Origin of the sequence: Alkalimonas cellulosilytica, assembly GCF_036325985.1 — a bacterium.
GTDB classification, from domain to species: domain Bacteria; phylum Pseudomonadota; class Gammaproteobacteria; order Enterobacterales; family Alteromonadaceae; genus Alkalimonas; species Alkalimonas cellulosilytica.
In genome coordinates this window covers 96,470-111,420 of record NZ_JAUHLI010000007.1, presented here as the reverse complement: position 1 = coordinate 111,420, position 14,951 = coordinate 96,470, and the positions used below count along the sequence as shown (strand labels likewise).

The following is a 14,951-nucleotide window of genomic DNA, read 5'->3' as shown; positions in this document are numbered from 1 at the left end:
TTGACTATTTTTGTGAGGATTTTGATTAGTGCTTCGCTTTGCGAAAGCCCAGTCAATTGTCAAGGATCTGTTCATAAATTAAGCCTCTATTTCGACTTGCTTGAGATTAGGGTATAGAATGTTGGAAAAGGATTGGCAGCCAGAGGTAATCAAAATGTACGCAATTGAGTTTGAAACTGATATTCAGGGGGGAATTATCCGCATTCCAGAAGAATACCGGAGATTGCAAAACAAGCACGCAAAGGTTGTTATTCTTATTCAAGAAAACAATCTTGATATTGAGCTTCAGGCTATTTCAAATCACTCTGCAGGCACGGTTGAGGAATGGAGGGATGCTCAAGAGGATGAGGTATGGAATTAAAGCAAGGAGAGCTTGTACTTTGTGAGTTTTATTTCTCTGACTTGCAAGAAATCAAATTAAGACCTGTTATCGTTTTTAAAGACAACTTGCCATTTGATGACTTTGTTGGCATTCCCGTCAGTAGCAAAATTGGTGTTCTTCATGAAGATGAATCTTTGATTGAGCAAGCCGACTTTTTGTCAGGGTCTTTGCCAAAAAGCTCTAAAGCTATGGTTAGAAAAACTTTTGTTATTTCAAAGCAGGTCGTTATCAAGTCTTATGGTGAGTTAAATCAAAAACGATTTCAGCAACTACAACTGGACTTCTGTCACTACTTTGGTTGTGATTGTTTAGCTAAAACAGCTGGCTAGGGTGTTGAGCTTTTTTGAATGTTGAATTGTGAATTGTGAATTAAGAGCCGGCTTGGCTGCTTTTGACTATTTTTGTGAGGATTTTGATTAGTGCTTCGCTTTGCGTCAGCAAACTGACAACATGCGGTTGAGTCTTATCCAGGTAGCCGGTTTCACTGAGAAGCTCTAGCCAGTACTTTGTTTCTCTCGCTTCTTTACTGGCTATGCTCATTTTGGCGATAAAGTCTGCTTTCGACTGACCAGATTGGGCTTCATTCACGTTTGCACCAATAGAGGTGCCAGAGCGTAGTAGTTGTTTTGATAGAACGTATTCTTTATGTTCCTTGACCAAGAACTGCTGAAGCTTAACAACACGGACAGCAAAATCAAAAGACATCGTCACGATACAGTTTGACTCAGCGGCATTCACAACTCCAACCATAGCAATTAAATCCATGTGCAACATTGAAAATCACATTTATTTTAACATATGATTCAACATTCAACATTCAACATTCAACATTCAACATTCAACATTCAACACCAAAAAGGCAGACAGGATGTCGACTTCCACTAGTTTTCCGCAGTTCCTCCACCACGGCGCCGTCGATGGCGTCACTGGCTCTTGCCATCAATACCTGCTGCGCAGTGATTACAGTGTGCTGGTTGATTGTGGTTTGTTTCAGGGCGATGAAACCGGGCCGGGTGGCTCGGCGGCTGAGCCTTCGATTGATTTTCCGCTTACTGGCATTCAGGGGCTGCTGGTCACCCATGTGCATATTGATCATGTCGGGCGTATTCCGTACTTGCTGGCGGCAGGCTTTCGCGGCCCCATTTACTGTACCAAAGCCTCAGCACTGCTGCTGCCACTGGTGCTGGAGGATGCACTGAAGGTGGGCGTGACCCGCGACCCGGCTCTGATTGAAACCTTCTTGTCCTTGTTGCAGCAGCAAATGGTGGCAGTGGATTACAAGACCTGGCTTGATTTGCCTGTGGCTGATGGTTTGCAGGTGCAGTGTCGCTTTCAGGTGGCGGGTCATATCCTAGGCTCGGCTTATGTGGAAATTCGCCATCGCACACCCTCAACCAGACGTTGGTTCACCACGGTATTTTCGGGTGATTTAGGGGCACCTTATACGCCTTTATTGCCTGCACCGAAGCCACCGGCCGGGGCTGACTGGGTGGTGATTGAAAGCACTTATGGCGATAAAAACCATGAGAATCGCAAAGCACGTACTAAACGCTTAAAGCAAGCCTTGCTGCATTCATTGCAGGATAACGGCACGGTGATTTTTCCGGCCTTTAGTATTGGCCGCACCCAGGAGTTGCTGTACGAGCTGGAAAGCTTAATTCACCGGTTAAAAGGCCAGCCCATTCACCAGCACTTGCGCTGGGATGAATTAAAGGTGATTGTCGACTCGCCGCTGGCGGCTCGTTTTACGACGGCCTATCGTCAGCTGAAAGACTGCTGGGACGATGAAGCTAAAGCCAAAGTAGCGGCAGGGAGGCATCCGCTGAGTTTTGAGCAATTAATCACGGTGGACTCGGCGGCGGAGCACATGCAGTTGGTGCAGCGGCTGACCCAAACCAAAATGCCGGCCATTGTGATTGCCGCCAGCGGTATGTGCCAGGGGGGCCGGGTGGTGAATTACTTAAAGCAAATGCTGCCGGACCCGGTGCATCAGGTGATCTTTGTTGGTTTTCAGGCACGCGGCACTCTTGGGGCGCAATTGCAGCGTTTTGGCAACAGACCCGGTGCTTACGTCATCATCGATGGCGAGCGTGTTGCGCTTAGAGCGGAAATTTTGTCCCTGGCTGGTTATTCTGCCCATGCTGATCAGCAAGGGTTATTGAATTTTGTATGCCGTATGCGGCGCAAGCCGAAGCAGGTGCGTATTGTGCATGGCGATCCGGATGCGAAGCAAGCGTTGCAACAGCAGTTTACAGCGCGGGGCATTGCGGCTGTGGTGGCAAAGTAAGCGAAGTCGCTGCAGGTTGATTACCTGAAGCCGGAAATTTGCTAAGCTAACCAGTCTTTACTAAAAAAGTAGTCTATGGCTGATAAGCGTACTTTTCGTCGTCGTGATTTTGTCAAGCTGCTGGGGCTGGTTGCCGCTGCAGCAGCTTTGCCCTATGTGGCCGGTAAAGTGCGCCAGCCGGTGTTTTGGGGCAATCCTTTTCAGTTGGGCGTTGCCAGTGGCTCGCCAGATGCAACTGGCTTTGTGCTTTGGACGCGCTTAGTCAGTGAGCAACTGACCGATGACGATGTGATGGTCGAGTGGGAACTATTCGATGCCAGCCAGCCGGATAAGCTGGTACGGCAGGGACAAGCGGTGGCGCTGGCTGCACTGGCGCATTCAGTGCATGTGGAACTGGATGGTCTGAAATCGAACCACTGGTACCAGTATCGTTTTCGGGTGGCAGGCTACCAGAGCCCGATGGGCCGGGCCAGAACCATGCCCGCAGAAGGACAGGCACTATCTTCATTGCGTTTGGCTTATGCCTCCTGTCAGCGCTATGAAGATGGTTATTACACCGCCTACCGTCATATGCGCGGCCAGCAGCCTGATTTGGTATGCTTTGTCGGCGATTACATCTATGAGTACCGCAGCCGCGCGGGGGCAGCCAGACCTCATACGCTAAGACGTATTCGTAATCTGAGTGATTATCGTGACCGTTATGCACTTTACAAGTCCGATCCGGATTTGCAGGCAATGCATGCCGCTTGCCCCTGGCTGATCATCTGGGATGATCATGAGGTAGAAAACAACTATTTTGGCCGGCGCTCAACCGAGGGGCGGGGCGATATTTCCAGGCTGCGGGCTGCGGCTTATCAAGCCTTCTATGAGCACATGCCACTGCGCGCCAATAGCCTGATTGCGGGCATTGAAGGTTTACTAAAAAACGGTTCTTTGCAGCTGTATCAGACGTTGACTATCGGCACGCTGGCAAGGCTTTACCTGCTCGATAATCGCCAGTACCGGGCGGCACCCTATTGTGGTGAGTCGCCTTCGGATGGGGTGGCGGCTGTCTGTGCAGAAGCTGAACCTTACCGCTCTATGCTCGGTGAGGCGCAGGAAGGCTGGCTGGAACAGGCGATGCTCTCCGGGCAAGCAAAGCAAGCCAGCTGGCATTTGGTGGTGCAGCAAACCCGCTTTACGCCGGCCAATTACCATGCCGGAGCCTTGCGACATATGAACCGTGATAGCTGGGATGGTTACCCACAGGCCAGAACGAAGTTATTGCAACTGTTTGAGCAAAGTCGCCATGACAACCTGATGGTGCTGGGGGGGGATATTCACCAGAATTGGGTTGCCAAAGTGCATGCGGACCCTTATAACAAGGAATCTAAGGTGCTGGCCACCGAGTTTACCGGCACCAGCATTACTTCACGAAGCCGGGCGACCAAAGCTGGTATACGGCGGCATCTGAGCCGCAATCCCCATTTATTGTATGCCAATGCCGAATATCGGGGGTATGGGTTGGTTGATATCACGCCAGCTAAAACTGAGGTGACACTTTTTGCGGTTGAAGAGGTGGCGACATCCGATTCAGCCGTTTCTGTGCTGGCTCGCTTCGCAGTGCCAGCAGGCAAGCCAGAGCAGCTGATGCAGTTGAGTTAACAGAATAAAAAAAACAGGACAAACCATGAGAAAACATATTGCAGTACTGGGTGGTGGAAGTTTTGGTACCGTCATCGCCAACATCATGGCTGCGAATGGCCATCCGGTTCGTGTGTGGTTGCGCGATCAGCAGCGGGCTGATGCGATGAATCAGAGCAAAGAAAATACTCGCTATTTACCCGGTTACGCTTTGTCTGACAATCTGGTCGCGGGCACTGACTTAGAGTGGGCTGTACAGGGTGCTGAAGCGATTTTTGTTTCCATCCCCAGCAGTAGTTTTCGACAGGTAGCTGAGCAAGCACAGGGTTTTGTGGTGCCAGAGCAATTGCTTATCAGTACCACCAAGGGGGTGGAGGCCAGCACTTTTGCGTTGATGAGCGATATTTTATCTGAATTGTTCCCGCACAATCCTGTTGGTGTGCTCAGTGGGCCTAATCTGGCCAAAGAAATTGCCGCCGGCCATATTACTGCCTCGGTCATCGCCAGCAAAAGCGAGGCTTTGTGCCAGCGGGTGCAACAGATTTTATGCAGTAAAACCTTCCGGGCTTATGCCAGTGACGATGTGTTTGGCGTAGAGTTGGGCGGTACTCTGAAAAACATTTATGCGATTGCTTCCGGTTTAAGTGCAGCCCTGGGGGTGGGCGAAAATACCCGCAGTATGCTGATTACCCGCAGCCTGGCTGAGATGAGCCGTTTTGCCGTGGCGGAAGGGGCCAATCCGATGACCTTTTTAGGCTTATCTGGCATTGGCGATTTGATTGTAACCTGCTCATCCCCCCTTAGCCGCAATTACCGGGTCGGTTTTGCGCTTGGCCAGGGTAAAAGCTTAGCAGCGGCAATTGAGGAGCTTGGTGAAGTGGCTGAAGGGGTCAATACCTTAAAGCAGGTGCGGCAGCAGGCCATTGAAAAAGATATTTATATGCCGCTGGTGATGGGGTTGTACGAAGTGGTCTTTCATCAGGCTCCAGTCCGCGAAGTGATCGCCGGCATGATGAGCAATCAGCCGAATGTGGATGTTGAGTTTAGTGCGTCGAATTGATGCTTATTTTCTGACACGGATTGGTTGATGACACTAACGAAAACGCTACTGGAAAAACTGACGGCAACCCACTTGTTCGAACCTGATTGGTATGGCCAACAAGCAGGGCTGATGTTTGTAGATGAAGCCGCTGCCTGGCAGCATTATGATGGACAGGGTTGGCAGCAACAGCTGGACCCCAGTCGTTATTTTGCAACAGCCTGGTATCTTCAGCAGTACCCGGATGTGGCCACTTCCGGGGGGAACCCCATGCTGCATTATCTGCAATTTGGCATCCACGAAGGGCGCAAGCCCAGGCCAGAGCTGCGGCATGTCAGCTTGGATGCCAGTGATCAGGCGTTCCTGCTGGGAGACCACGAAGCTGCCGGAAACTTGTTGCAGCAGGTGCCACGGCAAGATGCCGAATGGCAACTTGCTTGCCGGTTTCGTCAGGCGCGGCTGCTGTTTTACCGGGGTGACCTGAATGGTTGTCTGCATTTATGCCAACAGTTGCTGAGCACGATAAATCGTTATGCTTACCCGGAGTGGGTCACGGAGCTGTGCCGCTATCAGCTCTTTTGCCTAACTGAGCAGGGTGATTTCGTAGGGGCCCGCCAAATGGTGTTGCATCAGTTTGACCAGCTGCAGCACTGGTCGGTTGGGGTAGAGCTGTACCGTTTTGCGATTGATGATCGCAAAGCATTGGCAGGCTACTGGCAGCTGCTGAGGCCTTTTATAAAAAAAGGCAATGAGCAGGCGGCCCAGGCGCTGTTCTTGTATGCGATTGCCGCCCGCAAAATTAAGGCTTACCCCGAGGCCCGGCAAGCTTTAACTCAACGCTATCATGCCATGCTGCGCCACCCTGAACGGTTTAAAAAACCTGTGGTTACCGAAAGCTCAATCGACTGGCAGCAAAAAGCGCAGGTTGCCTTGTCGTGTTTGCAGCAGGATTTTCAGCGCCTGGGCCAGCAGTTCTTTCTGATCAGCGGTACCCTGCTTGGTTGCATCCGCGAAGGCGGTATTCTGGGCCATGATAAAGACATTGATGTGGGGGTGATGGACGATGTCCCGCTTGAACGCCTGGCTCGAAGGCTGCGGCAAAGTGGCCGTTTTTTAGTGCAGCACAGCGCGCACGATAAAGTACTGCAGGTGCGCCACGCCAACGGAGTACTGATTGATATTTTTACCCACTGGCTGCAGGATGGTTTATTGCACCACAGTGGCCAGAAAACCGGTTGGACCAACACACCTTTTAGCCTGACAGAGACGGAGTTTCTTGGTGGGCACTATGCCATTCCTGCGGACCCTGAACGGTACTTAGAGGAAAACTACGGCGACTGGCGTACCCCGAAAACAGAGTACGACACCTTCAGTGATACGCCCAATATGTATGTGACCAACCCGGATGAATTGCACTGTTATTACCTGCGGATGTTGCCGGAGTATTATGTCGCTGGCAAAAATGTGCAGTACCGTAACCTGTTTGTCGCTTGCAAACAGCGCTTTGCGATGCCCTGGCGCTTGCGCTTTCGTCACTGGCTGAGCCTGCGTCAGTCAGGGGAGCCCAATTAATGTTGGATGCAATGCGTGCCTTGTTTGATGCCACCTGGTACCTGCAAGCCAACCCGGATGTTGCGGCCACTGGCATGGACCCCTGGCAGCATTTTTGTCGCTTTGGTCACAATGAAGGGCGCTTGCCCTGTGATTTAAAAGCGGCCGCACTGGAGCAGTCGTTGTGGTTTCAAACCCGGCCAGAGCATGAGGTTGAGGCGGAGTTGCGGCAATTGCTGCAATCCGATGCTGCGAAAGAGCAAGCCTTTGCCGCCTGGGTGTTGGCGCGCTGGCATGGCAGTTACCAGCGCTGGCCGCAGGTGCTGGAGGCGTTGCAGTCCTGGTTAAACAATGCATGGCGTCAGGCTTTGCCCGGTCATCATGGCTGTTGGCTTCTTTTGGTGCGCGCGCTGCAGCAGTGCGGTGAGCAAGAACAAGCACTTGAGCGCATTGGGCAGGCGATGGCTGAGCTGGGTGAGCTGCCGGATTTATTGCTGGCCAGAGCGTCCCTGCTGAGCGATACGGCCAAATTGCAGGATATCAACCGGGTATTTCAGCAGGCAGGTTTGACAGCGCTGCGACCGGTGCCCACCTTGCAGCTGGATCAGCTGCAAACTGACGTGGTATCGGTTGTGAAACAGAGCGGCTGGCGTCGCTACTGGCCTGGCCGCTTGCCTTTGGTATCGGTGATTATCCCCTGTTTTAATGCGGCGCAAACGTTACCAACAGCGCTGCGAAGTCTGCAGGCACAAAGTTGGCCAGCGCTTGAGATTCTGGTGGTCGATGATGCTTCCACCGACCACTCCGCCGCAGTAGTTGAGCAATTTTCAGCCAGCGATAGCCGGATCCGTTTGCTACGTCAAGCCGACAATCAGGGCGCTTACGCTGCCCGTAATGCTGGTTTGGCAAAGGCCCGCGGACGCTTTATTACCACTCATGACAGCGATGACTGGTCGCATCCACAAAAAATTGAGCTGCAGGTGCAGGCACTGCAGGCTACTCCCAAAGCCATGGCGTCTATCTCGCATTGGGTACGCACTTTGCCTGGGCTGGTGTTCGAACGATGGCGGCCAGAGCCTGGTTGGATTTACCGCAATACCTCATCGTTACTGTTTCGGCGTCAGGTGCTGAAAAAGATTGGTTTTTGGGATCGGGTGTCGGTCAATGCCGATACCGAGTATCTGGAACGGATCCAGGCGGCCTTTGGCGCGCGTGCTATTGTGGATGTGTTGCCCGGTGTGCCGCTGTCGTTTGGGCGCAGTGATGCGACCTCGTTGACACAGCAAAGTGTCACCCATCTGCGAACCCAATTTGTCGGCTTGCGCCAGCGCTATATGGCGGCAGCACGCCAATGGCATCAGGCAGCAACGAAACCAAAAGAACTGTATCTACCAAAGCTGCCAACACTTCGGCCTTTTGCGGTGCCGGCGTCTATGTGCCGTGGCACGGCACAGCAGCAAGCGCAACGCCAATTGCAGCTGTTGCAGCAAAGTGATTTGCTCGATCCAGACTGGTACCTGGCGACTTATTCAGACGTTGCGAAAGCAGGTATGGAACCTGCACTGCATTATCTGCGCTATGGTGGCAGCGAGAACCGGGATCCGGGGCCAAACTTCAGCAGCAGCGGTTATCGCCTGCACCAGCGGATCGCCAATAAGGTCAATCCGCTGGTGCACTATTTGGAGCGGCTGGAAGAGCAGGGCTGTCAGCAGGATTATGGTTCTGTCCAGCTGGCCGGGGAGCGCAACATCTGGCCAGAGCGCCCCTGGCTCTTGGTCGTTGCCCATGCGGCCGGACCGGATCTGTATGGTGCTGAGCGCAGCTTGCTGGATGTGCTGAAGGCGCTACAGGCATTGGGGTTGAACCTGTTGCTGACCTTGCCCGGTGTGCGATCGGAGGCTTATCTTGCACAGGTACAGGCAGAGGTTCAGCAACTGGCGGTGTTGCCTTATCGTTGGTGGTACCAGGGGCGCCAGGAGTGTGAACAGACCATTGAGCGCTTTAAAAACCTGATGCAGCAGTACAAGCCGGTGCTGTGCTATTGCAATACCCTGGTGCTGTCTGAGCCCTTGCATGCTGCACGCCAGTTATTGATCCCAGGCATGGTGCATGTACGGGAATTGCCCGGCGCTGATGAAGCGCTATGCCTTGAGCTTGGTGCGGATGCTAGCCAGATCCGCAACCATTTGCTGGCGCTGGCCGATGGTTTTATTGCCAACTCTCAGGCCAGCGCGGATTATCTGGCAGCACCTGAGCGCACAGTGGTTATTGCCAATGTGGTGGATGTGGAGCGCTTTGCACAGATCCCGCAGCGAGCTGGGGATTTGCCACTGCGGCTTGGTATGATCAGCAGCAATCTGCCGAAGAAAGGCTTGCAGGATTTTATTCGGCTTAGCCAGTTACTGGCTGCCCGGCAGTTGCCTGTTGAGTGCTGGCTGATTGGGCCGGATAACGACCATACGGCCCAATTAAAAGCAGAGCAAGCCGCTGGCCACGTACCGGCTTTGCTGCACTTTGCCGGTTATGCCGCAACGCCCGAAGCTGCGCTGGCACCGCTGGATATGGTGGTGAATTTATCGCACTTTCAGGAATCATTTGGCCGCACCGTGTTGGAAGCCATGGCGGCAGGACGGGTGGTGGTGTGTTATCGCTGGGGGGCTTTACCAGAGCTGGTGCAACATGAGCATACCGGTTTGCTGGCAGATTTTGCCGATATTGAGGCCGTGGCAAGTGCCATTGCCCGGCTGGTCGCGGATAACCAGCTCCGGCAGCGCTTGATTGCAAACGCTTTTCAGCAGGTGGTGTCTGCTTATAGCCCGGCAGCCCTTCAGCAACAGCTGGCAAACTGGCTGGTGGCGCAGGGCATTATCCAACAGGAAGCATTATGATACAAACGGCAGTGAACATGCCTGGAGACAAAGCCTGGCAGGTGCAGGCTGCCAGCTGGCAAGCGGGAAGTGGCACCTGGCTGGGGGACGGCACTAGCCGGATTGAGTTTACCGGTCAGCTGAGCGGCCGCTGGCTGGCGTTATCAGGTTGTATTCAGGTACTGGATGGTTCCGCTGAGCTGCAGCTGTGCTTTTCGACACCGACAGGTGAAGTGCAAGTGCCGGTTCCAACGTCGTTAAAAGGGACCTTGGCTGAAGTATTTACAGTGCCTGAGGGGAGCCGTCAGGCCTGGCTTCAACCGCTAAAGCAACCCGGCCGGTTTGTGCTGGCCGATCTGGAATGGCGAGCTCTTCATTATTGGCAATACCAGTGGCGTTTGTGGCGGCGCATAGCCCTGTATTGTTGGCGAGCGCCCCGCTCACAACGTCGGCAAGCCGGGATTGACTGGTCATTGGCGGTTACGGCTCCGGTCGAGTGTTACCGTCGTATTGGTCAATTGCGTGCCTGTGCGCCGCAGATGGACTATGCGGAGTGGCAGCAGCGCTTTGAAAGCCTGAGTGCCCGGCAGCTTAAAGCGGTGCAGCAGCGTTTGCCTGAGCTGCTCGCTAAGCACCGGCTGACGCTGGTGATCTCAGAGCAAAGCTGTTCAAGCCAGGCGTGCTGGCAGCGAACGCTGCTCAGCATTGAGCAAAGCCTTGGCCTGAATGCCGTTGCTGTGTCCAGATTACAGTGTCTGTTGCTTGCGGCTTCGCCTGAGGTGGATCAGCCCTGTCGTTTGTTACGACAACCATGCAGCCGCGACCAATTGCAACAAAGCCTGGCCGCGCTCGAGCCTGACCAGCCGGTGCTGTTTGTGGGCGCAGGATCGGCTTTAGCACCCATGGCGCTGTGTTGGTGGCTGGAAGCCTTCGATACTGCTTCTGCCACCTGGTGGTACAGTGATCATGATCAACTCAATGCAGATGGTCAGCGCATCAACCCACATTTTAAGCCAGATTGGAGTCTTGAACTGGCTCGTTGCAGCCATTATACCGGTGATACTTTGTTGGTGACGGCAGGTGCTTTGCGGCAATGCGGTTGGCTGGACGATAATTCACAGGGGCAGCACCCGGCTAAGCACTCAGCTATGCCCCCATCGATGCAGAAGTTGGTGCTGCAGTTGGCGGAGCTGCCGGATTGCAGGGTTGCGCATATTCCGGCTATTTTGTGGCATCAGGCAGGCGAAGCGGTAGCCGCCAGGCCGGCACTCAGAGCGGATCTGGTTGCACAGCACCTGAGCCGGCAGGGGGTGGCAGCCAGGGTTGAGTACAATGCCCATGGGTATCTGGATATTCACTATGCACCGCCAAGTCCGGCACCTTTGGTATCGGTGGTGATCCCAACCCGCGATATGTTGCATTTACTGAAGCCATGTGTGGTCAGTGTGCTTGATGGTACAGACTACGCCAGAGTGGAGTTGTTGATTGTCGATAACCAAAGCAGTGAGCCGGCTACTTTAGATTATTTTGCAGAGATAGCGCAGGATCCCCGAGTGCGGGTGCTGCGCTATGATCAACCTTTTAATTACTCGGCCATCAATAATTTTGCTGTTCAGCAGGCGCGAGGTGAGCTGATCTGTCTGTTGAACAATGATACCGAGGTGATTCGCCCTGACTGGCTGACGCAGATGGTTGGTCAGTTAAGTCAGCCCGGGGTGGGCATTGTCGGCGCCCGCTTGCTGTTTGAGGATGAGCGCGTCCAGCATGCTGGTGATGTGGTTGGTGTTGGGGGCTGTGCTGCCCATTTGCACTTCCGCTTACCTGCCGGCGAGCCCGGTTACATGGCAAGGGCGGTGTTGTCGCAAGACTTATCTGCCGTCACTGCGGCTTGTTTACTCACCAGACGATCGCTTTATCTTGAGTTGGGTGGTTTGAATGAGACTGAGTTGACGGTAGCCTTTAATGATGTGGATTATTGTTTAAAAGTGCGTGAAGCAGGCTGGCGGGTACTGTATACCCCGCTGGCGCTGTTGTATCATTATGAATCGGTATCGCGTGGCAAAGACGATAACCCGGTGAAACAACGCCGTGCGGCTCAGGAGGCGGCTTATATGCGAGTACGCTGGCCACTGCAGATGCAAGGGGATCCCTTTTATAATCCAAATTTAAATGGCACTGCGGCCGATTTCCGCCTAAGTGCCGCTCCACGGGTATGCAAACCATGGCAGCGTTGAAACTCAGTCGTATTTTTGTGGTGGAAGAGCGCTCCAATCCGTCTACGGATTTTTTTGTGGCGCCGGAATTGAAACAAAGTGAGCTGGATGTTGAACACTTGGGCCTAAACCAGTTGCCGCAACTTGTAGCCGGCGAACTGGTTGCGGTGGTTTTTGTGCGTTACATCAGCAAGAGCTGGCAGCGTTGGATCCGGTTGCATGCCAGCCAGGTGAAACGTCTGGTCTACTTTATGGACGATGATCTGTTTGATTTATCGGCATTTAATGGCTTGCCCTGGCGCTACCGTTACAAGCTGGCCCGCATGGCTTATACCCGTAAAAAGTGGTTGCAACAAAGCCAGGCCGAACTCTGGGTGTCCACGCCCTACTTGCAGCAAAAGTATCTGGCGTGGCGGCCGCGTTTGGTTCAGGCCTGTCTGCCACCAGCCACCGCACAGCAATTGACGTTGTTTTACCATGGTTCAGCATCCCATCGCCATGAGATTGATTGGCTTAGGCCGGTTGTGGAAGAAGTTTTTAAGGCAGAGCAGGGGGTGAGCTTTGAAATCATTGGTGGTGCTGAAGTGAACTGGTTATACCGGGGGCTGGCACGGGTGCATGTACTGCATCCGATGAGCTGGCCGGCTTATCAGGCACTGCTGTCCCGGGGGCAGCGGGATATTGGTTTAGCTCCTTTGCTTGGCGGGCGATTTAACCAGGCTCGCTCTTACACCAAATTTTTTGATATCACCCGGGCGGGAGCCGTAGGGCTTTATAGCGAAGGCAGCATTTACAGCGAAGTGGTCAGTCATGGAGAGAATGGCCTGCTGTTGCCTAATCAGCCACAACTCTGGGCGGATGCTGTGGTGGATCTGGTTCGTAAACCAGAGTATCGCCAGCAATTGCAGCAGCAGGCGCTACGTTCATCCAGCCAGTTGGAGCGTGCGGTGTGGGACGACTGATGCCTGCATTGACCGTAGAGCAATTATCTGTGACCAGTCGATTGGTGACTTTATCACCGGCATTGGCAAAGCTACCTTTTTTATCGCAGTTTTTGCAGGGGGCCTCTGTGCGCTACAGCGGCCGCCTCAGTTTAGGGGGCAGGTCTGAGGATGCGGTGCTGGTTTGGGGGAAAAAACCATCTGCCGCCAAGGGGGAGGGCTATGCTGCTAAGCACCAGTTAGCCGTGTTGCGACTTGAAGACGGTTTTTTGCGTTCGCTCGGATTGGGTTTGCATTGCCCGCCTTATTCCGTGGTGTTGGATGATGAAGGCATTTACTACGATGCATCGGCCCCATCGCGGCTGGAGCGCTTGATTCAGCAACCGCTCTCCAAAGCTCAGGCTAAGCGTGCCAGTGATCTGATGCACGCCTGGCAGCAGGGCAGGGTATCTAAGTACAACCATAACCGTGACTTGCTAAAACTGCCTGCAGTGCCTTTTGTGCTGGTGGTTGATCAAACCTATGGTGATGCGTCCATTCGTTTTGGCCTGGCCGATGCTGAGTGCTTTTGGCAGATGCTGGACGCTGCCTTGAGGCAGTATCCGAATCATCCTATTGTGCTGAAAGTGCACCCGGATGTACTGACAGGTAAAAAGCGGGGACATTTCGATGCCTTGGAGCAGCGCTTGTCTGCAACGGATAGGAACCGGGTGCAATTGCTGGCAGAAGATGCACACCCAGCCAGTTTGCTGCAGGCAGCTACGGCCGTTTTTTGTGTCACATCGCAAATGGGGTTTGAGGCTTTACTTTGGCAGAAGCCCGTGTACACCTTCGGCATGCCCTTTTATGCCGGCTGGGGGTTAACAGTGGACGCTATGCCGGCACCGAAGCGACGCTGTGCCATCTCGTTGCAGCAGTTGATCCATGCTGCTTTAATTGATTATCCCCGTTATCTTGATCCGGAAACGTCGCAACCCTGCGAAGTGGAGACTTTGCTGGATTGGTTGGCGTTGCAGCGCGCTCAGCGCGAGCGCTTTCCACGGTCGTTGCAGGCTTTACGCATGCCTCGCTGGAAAAAGCCTGTGCTCAGGCAGTTTTTGCAGGGCAGCCAATTGAGTTTTATTGCGCAGGCAGCTGAACGTGATGCCAATCAGTCTCTGGTTGTTTGGGGAGTAAAGAGTAGCCAGCAGCTGGCGGCGCCATTGCTGCATGTGGAAGATGGTTTTATTCGCTCGGTTGGCCTGGGTGCTGATTTGATTCGACCTGCTTCCTGGGTGCTGGATGAGGAAGGCATCTATTACGATGCCACCCGTCCGTCGGCTCTGGAGACCATGCTGCGTGAGCAAGACTTTTCTGCCGGGTTGCAGGCAAGAGCACAGCAACTGATTGCTATTTTGCTGCAAAGTAAGGTTACCAAGTACAATCAGGGGCAAAGTTGTTGGCAACGCCCTGAAGGACAGCTGCGGGTGATTTTAATTCCGGGCCAGGTCGAGTCCGATGCGTCCATTCAATTGGGTTCACCGGTGCTGAAAACGAATCTGGCATTGATTAAAGCGGTCAGAGCTGCCAACCCGGATGCCTGGCTGGTGTATAAGCCACATCCTGATGTGCAGGCAGGGCTTAGGGTGGCAGGCAGCGCTGAACAACAAGCCGGTATGGTTTGCAACGAGGTGGTCCTTGCTGAAGATATGGCGCATTTACTGACACAAGTGGATGAGGTGCATACCCTAACCTCATTAACCGGTTTTGAAGCATTGCTGCGTCTGCGGAAAGTGGTGTGCTATGGCCAGCCATTTTACGCGGGCTGGGGCCTGACAGAAGACAAGTATCCACCTGCCCGCCGGGGGCGGCAGCGCAGTTTAGCGGAGTTGGTGGCCGCTGCATTGATCCTCTATCCGTGCTATCTGAGCCATCGGACCGATGCCTATGCCACGCCGGAATTGGTGATTGCCCAGATGCAGCAGCAACGCCAGCAACGTGGCGATGCCGCCCCCTGGTGGCGTGTATTGCTTCGTAAATTGATTTCATTGAATAAATTTTAGGAGTAG

At 53.6% G+C, this 14,951-nt stretch carries 11 protein-coding genes; 10 read left to right on the top strand and 1 reads right to left on the bottom strand.

From position 1 onward, the window contains the following. Positions 1-118 precede the first annotated feature (118 nt). Together QWY20_RS08510 and QWY20_RS08505 are read left to right on the top strand one after the other, a co-directional pair. On the top strand, positions 119-361 hold the full coding sequence (locus QWY20_RS08510; RefSeq protein WP_330128594.1) for a hypothetical protein: 243 nt from the start codon (positions 119-121) through the stop codon (positions 359-361). Continuing rightward, positions 352-711, top strand: a complete 360-nt coding sequence (locus QWY20_RS08505; protein WP_330128593.1) for a type II toxin-antitoxin system PemK/MazF family toxin — start codon at positions 352-354, stop codon at positions 709-711. Before QWY20_RS08510 ends, QWY20_RS08505 begins: the two co-directional genes overlap by 10 nt. A gap of 40 nt (positions 712-751) precedes the next feature. Here the strand turns inward: QWY20_RS08505 and QWY20_RS08500 are convergent, their stop codons facing one another. Beyond that, positions 752-1,147, bottom strand: a complete 396-nt coding sequence (locus QWY20_RS08500; protein WP_407935416.1) for a four helix bundle protein — start codon at positions 1,145-1,147, stop codon at positions 752-754. Positions 1,148-1,250: 103 nt separating this feature from the next. On the opposite strand from QWY20_RS08500, the gene QWY20_RS08495 reads away from it, so the two are divergent. From QWY20_RS08495 to QWY20_RS08460, 8 genes are all read left to right on the top strand, one after another. Further along, entirely contained in the window at positions 1,251-2,669 is a 1,419-nt protein-coding gene (locus tag QWY20_RS08495) for an MBL fold metallo-hydrolase (protein WP_330128592.1), read from the top strand. 75 nt (positions 2,670-2,744) lie between these two features. Next, positions 2,745-4,313 carry an alkaline phosphatase D family protein gene (locus tag QWY20_RS08490; protein WP_330128591.1) on the top strand — a complete coding sequence of 523 codons (1,569 nt, stop codon included), beginning with the start codon at positions 2,745-2,747 and terminating at the stop codon, positions 4,311-4,313. Positions 4,314-4,338: 25 nt separating this feature from the next. Next, positions 4,339-5,352, top strand: a complete 1,014-nt coding sequence (locus QWY20_RS08485; RefSeq protein ID WP_330128590.1) for an NAD(P)H-dependent glycerol-3-phosphate dehydrogenase — start codon at positions 4,339-4,341, stop codon at positions 5,350-5,352. 27 nt (positions 5,353-5,379) lie between these two features. Beyond that, positions 5,380-6,903 (top strand): hypothetical protein, encoded by a 1,524-nt coding sequence (locus QWY20_RS08480; RefSeq protein WP_330128589.1) that lies wholly within the window; start codon positions 5,380-5,382, stop codon positions 6,901-6,903. Next, a complete protein-coding gene (locus QWY20_RS08475; RefSeq protein WP_330128588.1) occupies positions 6,903-9,770 on the top strand; it encodes a glycosyltransferase in 2,868 nt (955 codons plus the stop codon). The genes QWY20_RS08480 and QWY20_RS08475 overlap by 1 nt, the downstream gene beginning before the upstream one ends. Next, on the top strand, positions 9,767-11,983 hold the full coding sequence (locus tag QWY20_RS08470; protein WP_330128587.1) for a glycosyltransferase family 2 protein: 2,217 nt from the start codon (positions 9,767-9,769) through the stop codon (positions 11,981-11,983). Before QWY20_RS08475 ends, QWY20_RS08470 begins: the two co-directional genes overlap by 4 nt. Further along, complete coding sequence (locus tag QWY20_RS08465) at positions 11,971-12,924, top strand: glycosyltransferase family protein (protein WP_330128586.1); 954 nt, start codon at positions 11,971-11,973, stop codon at positions 12,922-12,924. The genes QWY20_RS08470 and QWY20_RS08465 overlap by 13 nt, the downstream gene beginning before the upstream one ends. Further along, a complete protein-coding gene (locus tag QWY20_RS08460; protein ID WP_330128585.1) occupies positions 12,924-14,945 on the top strand; it encodes a capsular polysaccharide biosynthesis protein in 2,022 nt (673 codons plus the stop codon). The genes QWY20_RS08465 and QWY20_RS08460 overlap by 1 nt, the downstream gene beginning before the upstream one ends. Positions 14,946-14,951: the final 6 nt, after the last annotated feature.